The 18,516-nt window shown below is 36.0% G+C and carries 13 protein-coding genes and 1 pseudogene; 7 read left to right on the top strand and 7 right to left on the bottom strand.

Going from position 1 to position 18,516, the window contains the following annotated elements; translation table 11 throughout:
• Window positions 1–189: 189 nt before the first annotated feature.
• The gene (locus tag HNS40_RS12005) at window positions 190–1,749 is read left to right on the top strand and encodes a hypothetical protein (protein ID WP_172281090.1); all 1,560 of its coding nucleotides are present in this window, start codon (window positions 190–192) and stop codon (window positions 1,747–1,749) included.
• A 30-nt stretch (window positions 1,750–1,779) separates the two neighbouring features.
• Window positions 1,780–2,544, top strand: coding sequence for an SDR family NAD(P)-dependent oxidoreductase (locus tag HNS40_RS12000; RefSeq protein ID WP_216664172.1), 765 nt, complete (start codon window positions 1,780–1,782; stop codon window positions 2,542–2,544).
• Here HNS40_RS12000 and HNS40_RS11995 read toward each other — a convergent pair.
• The 3 genes from HNS40_RS11995 to HNS40_RS11985 all read right to left on the bottom strand — a co-directional run bounded on the left by HNS40_RS11995 (window position 2,541) and on the right by HNS40_RS11985 (window position 5,836).
• A complete protein-coding gene (locus HNS40_RS11995; RefSeq protein WP_172281088.1) occupies window positions 2,541–3,254 on the bottom strand; it encodes a porin family protein in 714 nt (237 codons plus the stop codon). The two genes, HNS40_RS12000 and HNS40_RS11995, sit on opposite strands and share 4 nt — an antisense overlap.
• Window positions 3,255–3,257: 3 nt before the next feature.
• Window positions 3,258–4,163 (bottom strand): M48 family metallopeptidase, encoded by a 906-nt coding sequence (locus HNS40_RS11990; protein WP_172281086.1) that lies wholly within the window; start codon window positions 4,161–4,163, stop codon window positions 3,258–3,260.
• A 146-nt stretch (window positions 4,164–4,309) separates the two neighbouring features.
• Complete coding sequence (locus HNS40_RS11985; protein ID WP_172281084.1) at window positions 4,310–5,836, bottom strand: GIN domain-containing protein; 1,527 nt, start codon at window positions 5,834–5,836, stop codon at window positions 4,310–4,312.
• Between the two features lie 83 nt (window positions 5,837–5,919).
• On the opposite strand from HNS40_RS11985, the gene HNS40_RS11980 reads away from it, so the two are divergent.
• A complete protein-coding gene (locus tag HNS40_RS11980) occupies window positions 5,920–6,975 on the top strand; it encodes an aldose epimerase family protein (protein WP_172281082.1) in 1,056 nt (351 codons plus the stop codon).
• Window positions 6,976–6,978: 3 nt separating this feature from the next.
• Here the strand turns inward: HNS40_RS11980 and HNS40_RS11975 are convergent, their stop codons facing one another.
• On the bottom strand, window positions 6,979–9,408 hold the full coding sequence (locus HNS40_RS11975; protein WP_172281080.1) for a mechanosensitive ion channel family protein: 2,430 nt from the start codon (window positions 9,406–9,408) through the stop codon (window positions 6,979–6,981).
• Window positions 9,409–9,523: 115 nt separating this feature from the next.
• Here HNS40_RS11975 and HNS40_RS11970 point away from each other — a divergent pair, with 115 nt between their 5' ends.
• Entirely contained in the window at window positions 9,524–10,324 is an 801-nt protein-coding gene (locus tag HNS40_RS11970) for a cation transporter (RefSeq protein WP_172281078.1), read from the top strand.
• A 2-nt stretch (window positions 10,325–10,326) separates the two neighbouring features.
• Here the strand turns inward: HNS40_RS11970 and HNS40_RS11965 are convergent, their stop codons facing one another.
• The 3 genes from HNS40_RS11965 to HNS40_RS11955 form a co-directional block, all read right to left on the bottom strand.
• Window positions 10,327–11,019 (bottom strand): SOS response-associated peptidase, encoded by a 693-nt coding sequence (locus tag HNS40_RS11965; protein WP_172281076.1) that lies wholly within the window; start codon window positions 11,017–11,019, stop codon window positions 10,327–10,329.
• A gap of 256 nt (window positions 11,020–11,275) precedes the next feature.
• Window positions 11,276–12,181: a cysteine synthase A gene (gene cysK, locus HNS40_RS11960; protein WP_172281074.1), complete on the bottom strand. Its 906-nt coding sequence runs from the start codon at window positions 12,179–12,181 to the stop codon at window positions 11,276–11,278.
• 12 nt (window positions 12,182–12,193) lie between these two features.
• Window positions 12,194–13,024, bottom strand: coding sequence for a serine O-acetyltransferase (locus tag HNS40_RS11955; RefSeq protein WP_172281072.1), 831 nt, complete (start codon window positions 13,022–13,024; stop codon window positions 12,194–12,196).
• A 535-nt stretch (window positions 13,025–13,559) separates the two neighbouring features.
• Here HNS40_RS11955 and HNS40_RS11950 point away from each other — a divergent pair.
• The 3 genes and pseudogenes from HNS40_RS11950 to HNS40_RS11940 form a co-directional block, all read left to right on the top strand.
• Window positions 13,560–15,341: a T9SS type A sorting domain-containing protein gene (locus HNS40_RS11950; RefSeq protein ID WP_172281070.1), complete on the top strand. Its 1,782-nt coding sequence runs from the start codon at window positions 13,560–13,562 to the stop codon at window positions 15,339–15,341.
• A 47-nt stretch (window positions 15,342–15,388) separates the two neighbouring features.
• The gene (locus tag HNS40_RS11945; RefSeq protein WP_172281068.1) at window positions 15,389–16,738 is read left to right on the top strand and encodes a T9SS type A sorting domain-containing protein; all 1,350 of its coding nucleotides are present in this window, start codon (window positions 15,389–15,391) and stop codon (window positions 16,736–16,738) included.
• A gap of 21 nt (window positions 16,739–16,759) precedes the next feature.
• A pseudogene (locus tag HNS40_RS11940) lies at window positions 16,760–18,516 on the top strand (hypothetical protein); the annotation flags it as partial.

The raw sequence follows: 18,516 nt of genomic DNA, 5'->3' as shown, positions 1-18,516 counted from the left end.
GATTAAGTGCGATTACTTGGAGCAAGACTTCTCGTAATCTGGCAAATAAAGCAATAATTTTCATTACTATTAAAGGCCCCTAATACTAGTTTTCAAAAGGCTTCTGTTGATAAGCATGATGCAAAAACATTCATTTAGAGCTTGATTTATACTATATTTGAAATACCAAGAAAACTTAAATTTGAACAATTGCTAAAAAAACTTAAAATACTCCTGTTTATTGCTTTGTCTATATTATTTACCGAAAATATGATGGCGAAAGGAGCTTTGTTCAACATGGAATCTTCAAGTCTATCAATGGAAAAAGATACTTTGATTAAAGCCATGTATATTGATAATTTCTTCTCAGCCGATAGTTCTGAGATCCTATTAGGTGATTCCATGGCTGAGCAAGAATTATTTGATTATGCGGAGAATTGTGGTTTTAATTACATGATTCTTTATGGACTTTCGCAAGTTCCCTTGGGAAATAATCCTGATGCTGTGGATGCTTTACGAAGTTTTGTGAGACGAGCGCATGAGAATTATGATATGAAGGTGGGCTGCATTGGGCAATCCTCCAAGTTCTTCGATAGAATACACCAGAAATACCAAAGTTTAGAAATTGTAGATTCCATTGAACGACTAGATTCCTATAATTTGGAGTTTGAGTTTTGGAAGTCTTATAATGCTGGAATTTATGAAGGCTATTATTGTGATTATTACCTAGAGCCTAATTCTTATAGCTGCGATAGTATTGGTGCTTTCGAGTTTGCTATGGATGAAATGGTGAAAATCGATTCTATAGCAGGAATACTTGCTGATACCAGTTTAACAGAAGTGCCAAGTGTCGTAAGTACTGAAATATATATTGGTTGGATAAATGAATATCATGCAGAAGTTTTGGCTGATAAAATGGAGCAGGGTATCATTGATAGAATTCTGGGAGCCATTTATAAACCCGCTTTGGAGGATGGAAGCTTGAATCTTTACTATTTCTATCACCAATTGAGAAGAATGAGTTTTTTGGGCAATCAGAATACTCAAATCAAATTTTTACCCATTTTTGCAAGTAAAGAAAGTGAAGGCAATGATTTAGGTGATTGGCTCGATTCTATTGGCAATGTTCCTTATGTATATGAGGATTATACACAAGATTATTTAATGGATACTTCTGCTTATACCGAGAATATAAATCTACAAGGCTATGTTTGGTATAATTATTCTAATATGCCCCTTTGTTTTGATTCTCTGGGAGCAGAAGGCTGGTTAGATGGACCAGAGGGCGAATTGCTCAAAGATTCCATTTATACTTTTCAGGTGATGGATTATGAAAATGCCAATCGTTTTTATTGGGTATTGCCACCGGGTGTTTCTTTTGTTGATTCCTCATTTTGGGAGGATGCTGTAGATTTACAATTTGCCTTTAATTTTAATGAAGGAGATAGTATTATGGTGAGGCCAGCAAATAGCTGCCATTTGGGAAAGAGGCAGAGCTTTGTGATAAAGGCATTCGATGACATTCCTGAAATAAAGGAAGAAGTATTTCAAATATACTATTCCAATAAGCAAATATTTATTTCTTCTGAAATATCAGGAGCTATGGGTTTTAAGATTTATAATCTTCAAGGACAATATATTCGAGAAGGAGAAGTCTTTATAGAAGGTGGAAGAGGCGAAATTCCATTCCAGAATCATAAAGGTTATTATTTGCTTCAGTTATCAAAGCAGAAAATAAATATATCTCTACTATTTCTAATTGATGAATAATGGCGACATTAGCCCATAAATACAGATATCATGAATTTCAATTTTCAAAACAAAATGGTTTTAATTACGGGAGCAAGCCGAGGAGTCGGAGCTGCTGCCGCTCAATTATTTGCCAATGCTGGAGCTAGAGTAGCTTTGCATTATAATCAAAACAAAGAAAAGGCGGAGGCTGTTATAGGTTCATTATCTGGTGAAAACCATCAATTATTTCAAGCAGATTTGGTGAGAAAAGAAGCTGGAGTTGAACTGGTAGAACAAGTGATAAATGCATTTGGAAACATCGATATCATAATCAACAATGCAGGTATTTATGAAGAGCATCCCCAAGAAGAAACCGACCTAGAATCTTGGATGGATGTTTGGGAGCGGACCATCAATATTTGTCTTTTGGCACCTGCTCATATTTCTTATGCCGCCACGCCATATATGATTAAGAATGGAGGCGGAAAAATCATAAACATCACCAGTAGAGGCGCTTTTAGAGGTGAGCCCACAGCTACAGCCTATGGTGCAGCAAAAGCAGGTTTAAACTCAGTGAGCCAGTCCATGGCCAAAGCTTTAGGAAACAAAAATGTATTTGTTTATGCGGTGGCTCCAGGTTTTATAGAAACCGAAATGGTACAGTATTTATTAGATGGAGAAGATGCAGATTTCTATAAAAATCAAAGTCCATTATCGAGATTCTCTAAACCAGAGGAAATAGCCAAAACTATAGCTTTTCTGGCATCCGAAGGTACTGATTACCTTACCGGTGGAATAATTGATGTGAATGGGGCTTCTTATTTAAGGTCTTAACCCTTTTCTTCTACTTTTTTATCTTCTTTATCACCAGCACCAATGGGGATATTCACTTTTAAAAAGAAACCACTATTTACAGAACCAGATTTGCCTTTATATACATTGGTGAATCCTTGATAATATTTGGCACCAAGAGTAAACCCTTTCCCCTTCAATAGTCTATATCCTGCTCCAATGGTCATTCCGGCATCTATTCTGTTGATTTTTTCTTCATTAAAATTTCGAATGCTGACATCAGAATTATCCGATTTGCGAATAAACTCTGTCCAAGCACTATACATTAATCCTCCTTGAGCTCCAAGCTCCACATACATGTGGTTCTTAAATTTATATTTAATTAAAACAGGAAGGATAAAATAATTAATCACTTGAGCATAATTCCCTATGGAGTCATAAGTAGGAGCTTCTAAAACTTCTAAATCATGCGCACTGAGTTTTGCTGTTCCCAACTTGGATTTCACCAATATTCCTGTGTTTAAGCTCCATTGCTTTTTTAATCTTATATCGAAGTAAAAGCCAAGATTTAATGCTCTATTGTATTTATGGGATTCAAAGCCATTAATTTTCGACCAATTAATACCTCCCTCTAGTCCAAACTCTATACCACCGGAGTTTAGTTTATCCCCTAAAAGCAATGAGATCAATATTTGCGAATTTGCTAAGGGAGCCATACCCAATAATAAAATGGCTAGAAGAAGTTTCTTCATATTCTATTTTTTACGAATAATTTGAACTGGTTTTCCATTTGTTCCTGAGTTATTTGAATTATTCGAACCACTGGTATTGCTATTCACTCCAGTACTTGTTCCGCCCGATTTATTATAATAGGTCATGGCTTCAGGCATCCATTTATTCAAATTGCTGATTCTGGTATCATCGCTGGGGTGGGTACTTAATATTTCTGGTGGTTTTGCTCCACCAACTGATGACATTCTTTCCCAAAAAGCTGGTGCTTCTTGTGGATTATATCCTGCCATGGACATAAATATCAATCCCAAATGATCGGCTTCGCTTTCATGAGTTCTACTATATGGAAGCATCACCGCGTATTGGCTTCCATAGCCATATACTGTGGACCAAATCATTTGTGTTTCGGCTGGTTTTTCGCTTAGTGCTAGCATTAGGCCAGTTGCCCCAGCTTGTTGCATTAATTGTTGGCTCATTCTTTCGTTACCATGTTCAGCTACAGCGTGAGCAATTTCGTGACCCATGACCACCGCTAATCCAGTCTCATCTTTAGTAATAGGAAGGATTCCGGTGTACACTACTACTTTTCCGCCTGGCATACACCAAGCATTTACTTGTTCGTTATCTACCAAATTAAACTCCCACTCGTAGCCTTCTAATAAATCAGCATAGCCATTTTGTTGTAGATATTGTTCCACAGCGGCTTGTATTTTTTGGCCTACTCGTTTTACCATTTGTGCATTAGCTTGGTCCTGACTGGCTTGATTTTCAGCCAAAAATTGGTCATATTGCTGAAAGCTCATAGATAGCATTTCACTAGATGGAATCATATTTAACTGGGAACGACCTGTTACTGGAACAGTGCTACAAGAATTTAGAAAAGTAAGCGCAATCAATAAGGCGGTAAAAGCCAATATAGGTTTCTTCATCATTTGGTATCATTATATTATCTCGTGGCAAAGATAAGAACAATTACATATAAGAATATCTCTTTAATCATATTAAGGTTAATAGAAAAACCCAACACTATAATAGCATTGGGTCTTCAAAAGGTATGATCAATAATCAAGATGTTTTACCAACTCACTAACATAATTCCAACTGAGAAAGGATAAAGTTTTGGGCCTTTACTTGAGTTGAACATTTCTGTTAAGGATACATTCGCATATAAATTAATCCATCCCCAACCCACTCTTAAACTGGCATCCATTTTAAAAGGACGCATATAGAAGTTGTCGTGAACTTTTGCTTTGTTATAAGATGGTGAAGTAGCTGTAGCTATTACATCGCCACTTACTGCATGAACTAAATTATAGTCTTTGTTGTTTTCGTTGAAATAGGTTTTCTGATGGGCATGAACACGAACGCCAAAAATAGCTCCAAGGCTTACATGCCAGCGATGCTTTGTTAAAGGACTTGGATTTTTATCTTGGAATTCGAATAAAACTGGAATGGTAATGAAATTGGTGACGATTTTGCTTTTGCGAACATTAACTCCTTTGTTATAGGCACCAACAAAATAGTTAGAATCTTGCATGACGGTAAAGGATTTGGTAAAGCTATAATTATGGATGGAATATCCAATTCCAGTGACTAACCCGAAGTTTCTATTTTCTGAGAGATTTATATTTTGCTCATAGATATTCAAATCTACATTTATTGATTTTTGCCATAAAAGATCTAGATATTCATACTCCTCAGGTAGTGAATAGTAATATTTATCGTTTACATACCCATTGATTCCTATACCAACTCCACCCCAATGGCCATTAAATCTATTGTGACGAATTCGCTTATGGGTTACTTCACCCTCACTATCATAAACCCATTTGTGACTACCCACTGTTACTTCACCAGTCTCATCATCTTCGTCTACATTTACCTTAATTCCTAAGAATTTTGCTCTTGCAGTAGAACCATCATAAGTAACTCCATAGGTTGTTTTTTCGCCATCTTCATCGGTAGCTTGTATTTCATTATCATAATTTACTTCTCTGTCTTCAGGAATCTCGGTACGCTTGTCGGTTACTAAAACACCAGCAGCACCTGAGACCACGATATCGCTACTTTCAGCTTGCAAAAGAGAAGTCTTCAAAATAGATGCGCCACTGGCTTTACAGCTAATGGATTTTGCTTTTCCACTCAATTCTAAGATGCTAGCTCCACTTACTTGTCCATCTATATGACCTGTTTCTACTTCTAGGTTTACTTGTGCAGCACCACTCACTTCGAAGTTTATATGCTCTGGTTTTTGAGGCTCCTCCGAAACGACTATCACCGCACCACTGATATCGAAATCAGAAATATAATCACTATAAATATCTATTCTGATGGGATTACTTTGTCTGATGGGACGGTTTGAAATCTCAAGAACACCATTTCTAACTTCTGTTTTAACTTTTTCAGCAACGCTAGGCTTAGCATGAATCACTAATTTTGGATCGCCATTCATTAAATAGATTTTATAATATCCACCTACTATAAGACCAGTGAAGTTTTGTTCTGGTGTGCGTTCGCTTATATTTGCATCTTGAGCTTCTGATAGAAATGGGAAAAGAACTATCAGGCTTAAAATAAAAAATTGTATCATTTTTGTCTTCATAATTATTGTTTTAATAATTTTGTTGTTTTCCATGTGACGGAAGTATATTTACTTTTGTTACAGTTACATTTCAAAAAAAGACTATGAATATCACTCGCAAACACTACGGAACACTCTCAAACGGCAGTAATGTCGACATCATTGAACTCTCCAACGACCATAAGATTACCATTAAAATACTTACTTATGGAGGTATTATAGAAAGCATAATCACGCCAGATGAGAAGGGGTTTTTAAAGAATATTGTTCTAGGTAAGGACAATTTAGAAGGATATGAAAAAGATGAAAGCTCTCTGGGTGCCATTGTTGGGCCAACAGCTGGGAGAATATCTTTGGGTCATTTTACAATTGATGATAGGGATTTCTCCTTAGATAATAATGGAGCAAAGCATAGTCTGCATGGTGGAGCTGCAGGTCTAGGAAAAAAAACATGGACCGCAGAATTGGAGAAACGAACAGATTCTGTGAAATTGGTTTTAACATTTTTAGCAGCAGATGGTGAAGGTGGATATCCAGGTAATAGAATATTTAAAACCACCTATATCCTCAATAATAAGAATCAATTATTGATCTATTTTGATGCCACTACAGATAAAGACACCATCATTAATCTTTCTTCCCATTCTTATTTTAATATGTCCAATGAAGACGATAATATCTATGATACTCTAGTGATGATGAATGCCCAAAAAGCACTTCATGTGGATGGGGAAATGATTCCAGATGGTCAGATTGATTATGTGCTAGGAACACCCTATAATTTCAGTAGAGGAGCCAAACTAGGGGAGGCTTTAAAAGGGATGAAAGAGGGAATTGATAGAGTATATATCATCAATAAAGCATATGGTGTTTTTGGAATTTCATCAAAAGCAGTAGACGAGAAGAGTGGTCGCACTCTAGATCTAGTTACCGATCAGCCTGGCGTTGTCTTATATACCAGTAATCATTTTGATGGAAGTGAAATGGGAAGAAATGGAAAACCATTGATTAGACATGGTGCTTTTTGTTTGGAGCCACAGCATTTTCCTGATGCTCCAAATCATGACAACTTTCCTTGTATTACTGTTAGGGCTGGTGAAATATATAAAAGCCGCAATCAATTTACATTTGGGCTTGTGAGCCATAGCCATCATCATTAAACACTACATGGGATGACCATGATCAGGAAATCTATCCTGATAAATCAAGCGTTGCTGATGAATAGGAGCTTCAATTTTCTTTTCTTTGAGTTTATCATAAATACCTAAAGCGACATCGCTTTTGGTAGATAAGCCTACATTGTATTGAACCCAAAACAAGATTCTAAAATTCAAGGCCGAATCGCCATATCCTTCAAATAAGCATAGAGGATTAGGTTCTGGATTTACGTTCGGATGTAATGAAATTTCTTTCTTCAATAGTTCAATAACCTCATGTGGATTGGCATCAAAAGAGGTTCTGATATTAATTTCTAGTCTTCGCTTTTGATCGGTGAGCGTCCAGTTGATGACTTGTTTGCTCAACAAATCTCCATTGGGTAATATCACCTCTGAGCCCTCGAAAGTACGAATCTTACTGCTTCGAACTCCAATTTCAGTAACAGTACCATGAAGCTTATCAACTTCTACAGTGTCGCCAACATGAATAGGTCTTTCGAAGCTTACAATTAAGCCCGATACTAAATTATGGAGGATGTTTTGTAAACCAAACCCCAAACCCACACCAAGTGCACCAGCCATTAAACCAAATTCAGACAGGTTGATGCCCGCAGCCGATAAGGCCACATAAACTCCCAATACCACTATCATATATCTGATGACCATGGAGAAGGCATTTGGCAATCCTCTGGTTGAATTACGAATGGGGAATACATTATCGTTGATCAATTCCTTTACCAGGCGAGCAAGTATGAAAGTTCCAGCAAGAATAATGACAAATGACATAATTCCCCCTACCGATATCTTTACTCCTCCAATTTGCCAAAACAAGTCTAGGAAAGCCTCATAAGCATCTATCATTGGTTTGAGGAGGTGAAAGGCCCCAAACACTATCTTTATCCATAAAAAGGCAATATATAGAAAGATCAATCCGCTAATTCTAGATTCGAATTTCAAGTTTTTATGTGAAAATACTTTTATGGAACTTACATATTTAGATCTTAGAAGGATTACCAAAACACTAGAGAATACTGCACCAAAAACAAAGAAAATCAAGGCGTAAGTAGTTGTATCTAAAACCCCATTCACTAATAATTCTGAAAGCTGATAGGCACCTGCAATATTGGCAAGTATAGATGAAAGAATTAATAACATAAATAGGGGAGCTAAAAACAAGATTGCTTTTTTCCAATAAGGATTTCCTATCACATGTTCCTTACTCTTTATCTGGCTTTGATGGGCTTTGTATAAAACAAAACCAAGGGCAAAGGCTTTGATTAATTGAAATATCCTATTAGTTAATGGGTTTACGATCAGGAACTCTTGTATTTCATTGGTCAAGAATACGGCTAAAACCACATAGAGCACCCATTTGTTCTCGATTCTAACATATTTAGGAAATAAGATGATGACCGGTATGGCAGCTAATAAGGTAACGAAACTAAAAAACACTACTGGACCTCCTTCATAGAAATAGATGCTGAGCATCAAAGCTAATGCGAAGGCACATATTATAGGATGATTAATAGTGGTAATGGCTAGTTTTATTCGATGATCATTTCCAGGGAATTCTGTGGTGGAATAGGTTTTTCTAAAATATAGAAATACGATAATCAGGATAATGAAAGAAAAAAGATGAATAATGAATTGCCATGTATATGCAGCATAAAAAATTTTGAGTATCCTTTGTTGGTCTGCCCAATTGGCTTTTATTTCTGCAAAATAATCCTCAACCGATTTCTCCGATTGGTAGTTCCATAGGGGAGGGCTATCGAGAATAAATAAACGACCTTGATAATTTGATTTCTCTATTTCTAGATAGTCAATGACTTTGCTCACCTGGTTTTGTGCATAGATGAGTTTATCTTGAAGACGTATCATATGATCGTTTATCTCAGATACTTCATCATCAATCATTTGTGTACTATCAATAGCCGATTTTAATCTGTTTTGAATTTCCTGTGGAGCTTCTTTTTCATCGGCATATTTCAAGCTTTTGAGCCATACGCTTTTTTTATATTCAAGAGAATCTAAATTGACTTCCAATAGTTGTGCATGCCTACTTACATCCGTTTGCCAGTTATGTATTCGAAGGCTATATCCATTCCACTCGCCAATTAAATTATTAATTCTTTGAAGTGTATATCTGCTGCTATCTTTTATCACCTTGGTACTCAGGCTATCAATAGCGAAAATATATTTCTGATAATTTGTATCTAGTTCAATCACGAATGAGGGTCGCTTGGAATTTTCACGGATTTTTTCCAGTGATTTTAATAAGCTTTCATACTTAAAGGTAATTTCTGATATGGGTATGGGTTTAATAGCTGGTATGCTATCATTGGTTTGACCTACTCCTAAATTGGGCACTAAATAGAACAAAACTAAAAAAATGAAGGAGTACTTTGTGTTTTTATATTGAAGTATAGTTTTCATTTTATGAGGTTTTGTTGATGATTTTGATCCAAAACAAATATAGAATATTAAAATGATTTTTAAAACTTTCATGGAAAGGGTATTTTAGTATCATTGTAAAATCAATAATATATTTATGCAGAAAACAACTTTTGAGGTTAGTCAAATGGATTGTCCTTCAGAGGAGGCTTTAATCCGTATGAAATTGGAATCTATTTCTGGAATCCAATGTTTGAATTTTGATATTCCAAAACGTAGACTTGAGGTTATTCATTTTGAAGATCTAGAGAAAATAGAGCAAGGAATATTGGATTTAAACCTTGGAGGGAAAAGGCTAAACACGGTTGAATTCAATGGGGAAAGCATAGAAAAAGTCCATGACCAAAAGCAGCAAAGGAAATTGCTTTGGGCCGTTTTGATTATTAATTTTGGCTTTTTTATTATAGAGATGGTTACTGGGTTTATTTCCAGATCCATGGGTTTGGTTGCTGATAGTTTAGATATGCTAGCTGATTCTTTGGTATATGGGCTTAGCCTTCTTGTTGTTGGTTCCTCAATAATAATTAAAAAGAGAGTGGCACGAGTAGCAGGTTATTTGCAAATTACCTTAGCTAGTGTAGGTTTGTTTGAAGTGATGAGGAGGTTTATTTATCCAGAATTATCTCCCGATTTTCGTATGATGATTTCCATTTCTTTCATAGCATTATTGGCAAATACAGTCAGTTTGTTTTTATTACAAAAATCCAAGAGCAAAGAAGCACATATGCAAGCAAGTATGATTTTTACTTCCAATGATATCATTATTAATTTAGGGGTGATTTTGGCTGGAGGATTAGTTTATTGGCTGCAATCGAGTATTCCAGACTTGGTGATTGGGACTCTAGTATTTATTATTGTTATTAAAGGTGCTTATAGAATATTAAGGCTTGGCAATTAGGTTTAGTCTTCATCAAATAAAGAAATCTGTTTATTGTTTTGAAAAGGCAGAATTAAATCTGAATCCTCATTTTCCACTTTGTTGATTCTGGTATTCACTTCGAAAGCTTCCATTTTTAAAGAGTCAAATGGCTGAATCATCTTTTGTAAGTCTTTTGTATTTTGATTTTCAACCCATTCTTTTTCCAAATGAGGAGGTAATATGACAGGCATTCTTGCATGTAATGGTTTCATGATTTCATTGGATGCTGTAGTAACGATAGTAAAGGTGTTTTTTATTCTTCCTTCTGCATCTTTCCACTCTTCCCACAAACCCGCAAAAGCAAACATTTCTTTCGATTTTAAACAGATATAATGGGGAATGTTTTGCTTTCCATGCTTCTTCCACTCGTAAAACCCATCGGCTGGTACCAAACATCTTTTGGAGGAGAATGCTTCTTTAAATGCTGGTTTTTCTTGAATAGTCTCCCCTCTGGCATTTATCATTTTAAAAGCCATACGAGGATCCTGAGCCCAAGAGGGTAATAAGCCCCAATGGTATAAGCTCAGGTGCTTGGGTGAATGATTGGTAATGACTCCGAGTTTTTGGCCTGGAGCATTATTATACCTTGCCACATAGGTGTTTCCATCCACATGAATTTTAAATCGTTTCTCGACTTCCGAACTTAATTGAGCAAAAGAATAGCGTCCACACATAGCCTTAGTTTGAACAAATATACAAATTGATACTCTTGGACAACATTTGAATGTCAATAATGAGTCCACACCGAAAAGTAAATAAAATGATATCGCCACTAAGACACCAAAAAAACACAAAGGGCTTACCGTTAACGCTTTAATTTTCGTGCATCTTTGTGTCTTTGAGCCTTTGTGGCTAAAAAAGGCTTTTTGGAGTAGACTCAATAATGAATAATAGGACTTTGGTTTTTTTGACTGGAGTGATTAAGGATTCTTAAAACAAATCTTCCAATGATAAATAGCGTTCCCCAGTATCATAAGCAAAAGTCAATACTCGTTTCCCGACCAATTGTTCTTGTATTTGATGAATGGCAGCAAGGGAAGCGCCTGTGGAAATTCCGATAAATAAACCTTCTTCTAAAGCAGCTCTTTGGGTGAATAAATAAGCCTCCTCCTTTGTTATTTTAATCACTTCGTCTAAGATTTCTGTATTTAGATTCTTGGGAATGAATCCAGCTCCAATGCCTTGGATGGCATGAGGTCCAGCTTTACCTTCGCTTATAAAGGGGGAGTCGCTTGGTTCTACTGCGATTACTTTTAGGTTTGGCCAATGCTTCTTTAACTCTAAGGCTATACCACTAATATGTCCACCTGTTCCCACTCCACTTATCAAAACATCTAATCCCTCTGGAAAGTCATTTATGATTTCTTGTGCTGTAGTTTGACTATGAATTTCAGGATTGGCAGGATTCTCAAATTGCATGGGCATCCAAGCATTTAAGTCGGCTTGCAATTCTTTGGCTTTATCAATGGCACCTTTCATACCTAGTTCTTTTGGAGTGAGTATGATTTCAGCACCATAAGCTTTCATAAGTTTTCGCCTTTCTATGGACATGGATTCGGGCATGGTTAAGATTAAGCGATATTTCTTTACAGCAGAAACCAATGCCAATCCAATCCCTGTATTTCCCGAAGTGGGTTCTATGATAATACTACCTTTCTGGAGGACACCTCTTTCTTCAGCATCATTGATCATGGCTAAAGCAATCCTGTCTTTTATGCTTCCTCCAGGATTTTGTTTTTCTAGTTTTATCCAAGCTTCTAAATTGGGTTTAAATAGTCTGTTGATTTGAAGAACTGGAGTGTTTCCTATTAATTCTAATATATTTTGAGTTTTCATGTCTTTTCGTTTTTAGATGACAAAGTCAATCCTATCTTTTTGTTCTTGTTGGTTATTTCTTAAATGAATCTTTGCTTGATTTAGAACCACAGAATGGGGAGCTACAGACTGAGTAAGCCAAACATTTCCGCCGATGGTTGAATGATGTCCAATGATAGTTTCTCCACCAAGAATCGTAGAACCTGCATAAATGACCGTATGATCTTCGATGCTTGGATGTCGCTTCTTACCTCCTAAACTCTTCGAAACACTCAAAGCGCCAAGCGTTACTCCTTGATATATCTTTACATGTTTACCAATTTCGGTAGTTTCTCCAATCACGATACCCGTGCCATGATCTATACAAAAAGACTCCCCAATTTTAGCATGGGCATGAATATCGATTCCTGTTTTGCTGTGGGAAAATTCGGTAAGCATTCGGGGAATGATAGTTACTGATAAATTATTCAAAACATGAGCAATTCGATAGACTAAAATGGCATAGAAACCTGGATATGATATAATAACCTCCTCTATGGATTTTGCTGCTGGATCGCCTTCATAAATGGCCGTGGCATCTTTGATTAAGGTCTCATAGATTTTAGGTAACTCTTCTTTGAATTGGAGGATGAGTTCTTTGGTATCCCTTACACCCGAATCGTAAGATTCCAGTATTTCTTTTAGAAGAACTAGAATATCATCCAAGCTTATTTCTTCATCTTCATTATCAAAGAATGATAAAATAGGAAATAGATAGCCTATGGTTTCATTGAGGAAATCATGAACCTTTTTTCTACGGGGAACTCTGCCTAAGCTGTTTTCCAAAAACTGACCACGGGATTGTATAAAGTTGTTTTTTCTCATTTTTTCTAGCATAAAAAAAGCCCTCTCGAATTTCGAAAGGGCTGTATATATTAATATCTTGATTTCTAAATTTCTCGAATACACATCACCCTATCACTATTGGTTTCCCAAGAGCAACAACAATTATTAGTAATGTGTATGTTTTTTATCATGGGGCAAAAGTATTGATTATTTGGTTTTCAATAAATAGATGGCATGTTAATTTATTCCTTTTTTACCATCCACTTCATTAAAGATATCAATAATGAAGTGGATGAAAATGTAAGGTTTTTATGGTTGTCAATGAATTGCTCATTCGAATAATTATCTATTTCTATGATTTTTAGTAAAATTAAAAAGCAATTAAATTGTAGTATAGCTTTTGAGTAAATTGCGTATAATATAAAAGCCAGATATACAGTGTTTAAAAAATGAAAATGATGTATAAATAGTGTAGTGTTTATTGATAATGATGTATTAATTATGTAGTGGAAAGTTTGTCTTAACCAGTTAATTATACCGAGTTTTGTTAACTAACCTTTAACAAAAAGACTATATGAGCAATACTTTACATTATTTATTTATCCATGTTTTTGTTTTTTTATTTGTTGTTAATGCTTCTTCCCAAGTAGGCGAAGTAATCTGGCAAGAAGACTTTAATAATCTTGATAATTGGATCATTGAGACTGGAAATGGTAGTTGGGGATGGGGTAATGGTGAATTAGAGTTTTATCAGAGCGATAATGTCACTATTGAGGAAGTTTCAGAAGAACCTGGGAATTTCGCCCTTCGTATAACAGCACGACAAGAATCAGGTGCAAATATAGTGGACCAATGGGGAAACCCTTTAAATTACACTTCCGGGAGAATCAATACCAAATCGAAAGTTTCTCTTCAATATGGAGTGGTAGAAACTCGTGTTCGAATTCCTAATATAGATTTAGGTGGTTGGCCAGCAGTTTGGATGTTAGGCACCGCCAATTATTCATGGCCAACTAAAGGAGAAATAGACATCATGGAAATGGGACATCAGCAAGCTTTCAGAGACTTACATGATGGACATAATGGAGGCAATGGATTAAATAATTCTACAGTGAATCAAATGGTTGGTTCTAATGCCATCTTTTTTAGTGAGGATGCTATAAATCCTGATAATCCTTCTGGAGCAGCTAGCCTTGCATGGGATCCGGATGATGAGTACTGCAGACCTTATTTTAATCATAACGATCCGCTTATTGATAGATACCTTATTTACCGTACCTATTGGGATGAAAATAGTTTGAGATTTACAGTAATCGATAATGATATTGAATATGATTTATTTGCTGAGACATTCTACATAGATTCTATTAGTGATGAGTTTAATCAACCTTTTTTCTTGATTGTAAATATGGCTATTGGCGGAGCCTTTACAGATGCTTATAATCTTGGCGACCCAGGGAGTGGAGAGGCTGTTTCAATGCCTTTTGATGCTGAAATGTATGTTGATTATATAAAAGTAATGGAATGGAATGGTCAGGGTAGTGTTAATGTTGGACCTCCTCAAGAACAATTAGAAACATTTGGAATATTTACCGACGAAACACCCACTAATAATGCCCTATTTACTAATGAACCTGCACATATTTATGTTTGGGAAGGTACGCTATCAGATGGTAATATCCCACCTTACGAAGGAGAAAATGGCATTAGTTGGATTAGTAATGGTTTAGGTTGGTTTGGTGCTGGAATTATGTCGGCTCAACCTATTAATCTTTTGGGTTTTGGCGAAGGATATTTGAAATTCAGAATTAAAATTCCTGCTCATGTGAGTTTTCAGATAGGCGTGATTGATGCTTGGGGAAATCAAAATTACGTAGAGTTTCCAGCGAACCAAACTAAATATGATTTGGTAAGGAATGGTGAGTGGGGACAAGCCAGCATTCCCATCTCTGATTTAAGAGGAGAATTCATCGATCTGCGGATGTTAAGTTATGAATTTGTAATACTTGAGGTGAATGGAGCCAATTGTGAGTTTGCCTTAGATGATATTTATTATGATGGGGGAATGGTGGCTGCCATTGAGACACAAAACCTAAGTAATAAATCTTTATTATCTATAAATCCAAATCCCGTAATGACTCAGGCTACTGTTGCATTTGAATTAGAGGACTCTGGTGATATAGAAATGATAGTTTATGACATCTTTGGTCGTAAAATAGAAGATTTGGTCAAAGGTTTTAGACCATCAGGTCAATATGAGTTTACTTGGAGTCCTAAAAATTTAAATCCTGGAATTTATTTCATTCACTTAAAAACAGCTTCTGGTGAGGTAGTTAAGAAAACTATTATCCAATAAAGAAAAGAAAATAATTAAAACAATTAAATAATATCAAAACAAAATCTATGAAAAATCTAATACTTATTATTTCGCTTTTATCCGTTATAGGATTGAATGCTCAGAATGCTCCTATTGATTTTGAATCCGGTGGTTATGGTGCTGAATGGACCTGGACGGTATTCGAAAACGATGATAATCCACCAGTGGAAATTATCGAAAACCCCGATATGACAGGGGTCAATACCTCTTCTACAGTAGCCAAAATCACAGCCCGTCAAACAGGTGCCCCCTGGGTAGGTTGTGAATCCATGCATGGATCAGACATAGGCAGCTATTCAATAAATGCAAGTAATGCTACAATCAAAATAATGGTTTGGAAATCAGTTATCAGCGATGTTGGAATTAAACTCGTAAAACCCGATGGTTGGTCTATGGGCGAAATAAAAGTGGCAAATACAGTTGTAAATGAATGGGAAGAACTAACATTTGACTTTAGCAGTCAAGTTCAAGATGGATATGATCAGATAGTTATTTTTCCTGATTTTGATCTGGCAGGAAGAACACAAGATAATATTATCTATTTTGACAATATTACATTCTCTGAACAAGGTGGTGGTGGAACAGGTGCTGAGCCAGAAACTGCTGCAGTAGAACCTACTCAGGATTCTCAAAACGTAATTTCTATGTTTAGTGATGTATATGATGATGTAACTGTTGATACTTGGAGAACTGATTGGTCTGAAGCTGCATTAGAAGATGTAATGATTGAGGGAAATCCTACAAAAAAATACACTGCACTTAATTATGTAGGAATCGAAACGGTTGGAGCAAACTTGATAGATGCTACTGCAATGACTCATTTTCATTTAGATGTTTGGACTCCAGATGCTAATGATTTTAAAGTGAAACTTGTAGATTTTGGAGCCGATGCTGCCTATGGTGGGGGTGATGATACGGAACATGAAATTACTTTTGCTGCTCCAGAAATAGAAACATGGATATCTTACGATATTGCTCTAAGTGATTTCACAGATTTATTGAATAGAGACCATATTGCTCAGTTAATATTGGTGAAAGCTCCTCAAGGAACTATTTTTGTTGATAATGTTTTCTATTATCAAGATATAGTGGGACTTGACGATTATTCCAGCTTAAGCAACTATAAATTATATGATAATCAACCCAATCCTTTTTCTCATGCTACAACTATAAAATTTGAAATTCCTAGTCAGGAACAAACAGAGATTAGCATCCTTGATATTTCTGGACGTAGGATTTCAACTATAGTGAATACTGTATTTGAGGCAGGAACTCATCAGGTAGAATGGAATATCACCAATGAAAAAGCGGGCATTTATTTTATTAAAATAGAGGCTGGAAGCTTTGTGGATGTTAAGAAATGTATTATTCAATAATGAAATATTAAACTTATCGCAATGAAATATATAAGTACGTTTATTTTAATATTTTCACTGGCTTTCGGTTTTGCTCAAAATAATCCGATTGATTTTGAAGCTGGTGGAAATGGAGCAGATTGGACATGGGCTACCTTCGAAAACAGCACCAACCCTCCCCTAGAAATAATTCCAAATCCTTTTAATGGTGATGGAAATACCACTACTACAGTCGCTAAATTCACAGCTCTAGATGCCGGAATGGATTGGGCAGGTTGTGAAACTCTTGACATTGGCAGTTTTACCTTTGATGAGGACAATAGCCTTATTAAACTTTGGGTTTATAAAGATGTCTTGAGTCAAGTAAAAATCAAACTTGAAGGAACAGGTGGAAATGTTGAAAGTTATGACGTTCTAAATACCCTTACTGGCCAATGGGAAGAATTGACTTTTGATTTTTCAGCTGTAATTGGAAATACCTATAATAAATTGGTCGTTTTTCCTGATTTTGCAGCTAGAGACCAAGATAATATCATTTATTTTGACGAAATGACTTTTAATGCTGGTTCTGCACCTGCTGCCCCAGTTATCGCAGCTCCAGTTCCAAGTCATGATCAGGCAGATGTAATTTCCGTTTATAGCGGAACATATACTGATATTGCTGAAACGAACTTCAATCCAAATTGGGGTCAGTCTACGGCTATTTCTTTTGTTGATGTTGCAGGTAATGAAACCATGAAATATGCTAATTTCAACTATCAAGGAATTAATTTAGGTAGTAATGATGGTACAGTACAAGACTTATCAGCCATGGAGTTTTTACATGTAGATATTTGGACAGCAGATGCCACAGTGGTGAAGTTAACACCTATTAGTGCTAGTACAGGAGAATTTCTTTATGAATTGACTCCTCTCACACAAGGAACATGGAATAGTTATGATATTCCTGTAGGCGATTTCACAGATGTTTCTATGGCCGATATCCATCAGTTGAAGTTTGATGGCCAAGCAGGAGTCAATCCATCTAATATATATTTAGATAATATTTATTTCTATAAAGAGCCAACAACAGCAACAGAACCAAGTGCAGCGGCACCATTACCAACAGAGGATGCAGCAGATGTAGTCTCTATTTATAGTGACAGCTATACGAATCTTGCAGGAACGGATTTTAATCCAGGTTGGGGACAATCAACTGTAGTTAGTAATGAAGATATTGGTGGCAATGAAATGATGAAATATGCTAGTTTCAATTATCAAGGAACTCAATTGGATGGTAATCAAGACTTATCAGCCATGGAGTTTTTACATGTTGATATTTGGACTGCAGATGCCACAGTGGTGAAGTTAACACCTATTAGTGCTAGTACAGGAGAATTTCTTCATGAATTGACTCCTCTGACACAAGGAACTTGGAATAGTTATGATATTCCAGTAGGTGATTTCACAGATGTTTCTATGGCCGATATCCATCAGTTGAAGTTTGATGGCCAAGCAGGAGTCAATCCATCTAATATATATTTAGATAATATTTATTTCTATAAAGAGCCAACAACAGCCACAGAACCAAGTGCAGCGGCACCATTACCAACAGAGGATGCAGAAAATGTAGTCTCTGTTTACAGTGACAGCTATACAAATCTTGCAGGAACGGATTTTAATCCAGGCTGGGGACAAACAACTGTAGTTAGTAATGAAGATATTGGTGGCAATGAAATGATGAAATATGCTAGTTTCAACTATCAAGGCATTCAATTGGATGGTAATCAGGATTTATCAGCCATGGAGTTTTTACATGT

Origin of the sequence: Lentimicrobium sp. S6, assembly GCF_013166635.1 — a bacterium.
Lineage (GTDB): Bacteria > Bacteroidota > Bacteroidia > Bacteroidales > UBA12170 > UBA12170.
This window is presented reverse-complemented; position numbering and strand designations above follow the sequence as displayed.

Excerpts from the sequence above, each read along its gene's own strand:
- HNS40_RS12000 (WP_216664172.1), top strand. The coding sequence starts at position 1,780 with ATGAATTTCAATTTTCAAAACAAAATGGTTTTAATTACGGGAGCAAGC.
- HNS40_RS11995 (WP_172281088.1), bottom strand. The coding sequence starts at position 3,254 with ATGAAGAAACTTCTTCTAGCCATTTTATTATTGGGTATGGCTCCCTTA.
- HNS40_RS11990 (WP_172281086.1), bottom strand. The coding sequence starts at position 4,163 with ATGAAGAAACCTATATTGGCTTTTACCGCCTTATTGATTGCGCTTACT.
- HNS40_RS11985 (WP_172281084.1), bottom strand. The coding sequence starts at position 5,836 with ATGAAGACAAAAATGATACAATTTTTTATTTTAAGCCTGATAGTTCTT.
- HNS40_RS11980 (WP_172281082.1), top strand. The coding sequence starts at position 5,920 with ATGAATATCACTCGCAAACACTACGGAACACTCTCAAACGGCAGTAAT.
- HNS40_RS11975 (WP_172281080.1), bottom strand. The coding sequence starts at position 9,408 with ATGAAAACTATACTTCAATATAAAAACACAAAGTACTCCTTCATTTTT.
- HNS40_RS11970 (WP_172281078.1), top strand. The coding sequence starts at position 9,524 with ATGCAGAAAACAACTTTTGAGGTTAGTCAAATGGATTGTCCTTCAGAG.
- HNS40_RS11965 (WP_172281076.1), bottom strand. The coding sequence starts at position 11,019 with ATGTGTGGACGCTATTCTTTTGCTCAATTAAGTTCGGAAGTCGAGAAA.
- cysK (WP_172281074.1), bottom strand. The coding sequence starts at position 12,181 with ATGAAAACTCAAAATATATTAGAATTAATAGGAAACACTCCAGTTCTT.
- HNS40_RS11955 (WP_172281072.1), bottom strand. The coding sequence starts at position 13,024 with ATGAGAAAAAACAACTTTATACAATCCCGTGGTCAGTTTTTGGAAAAC.
- HNS40_RS11950 (WP_172281070.1), top strand. The coding sequence starts at position 13,560 with ATGAGCAATACTTTACATTATTTATTTATCCATGTTTTTGTTTTTTTA.
- HNS40_RS11945 (WP_172281068.1), top strand. The coding sequence starts at position 15,389 with ATGAAAAATCTAATACTTATTATTTCGCTTTTATCCGTTATAGGATTG.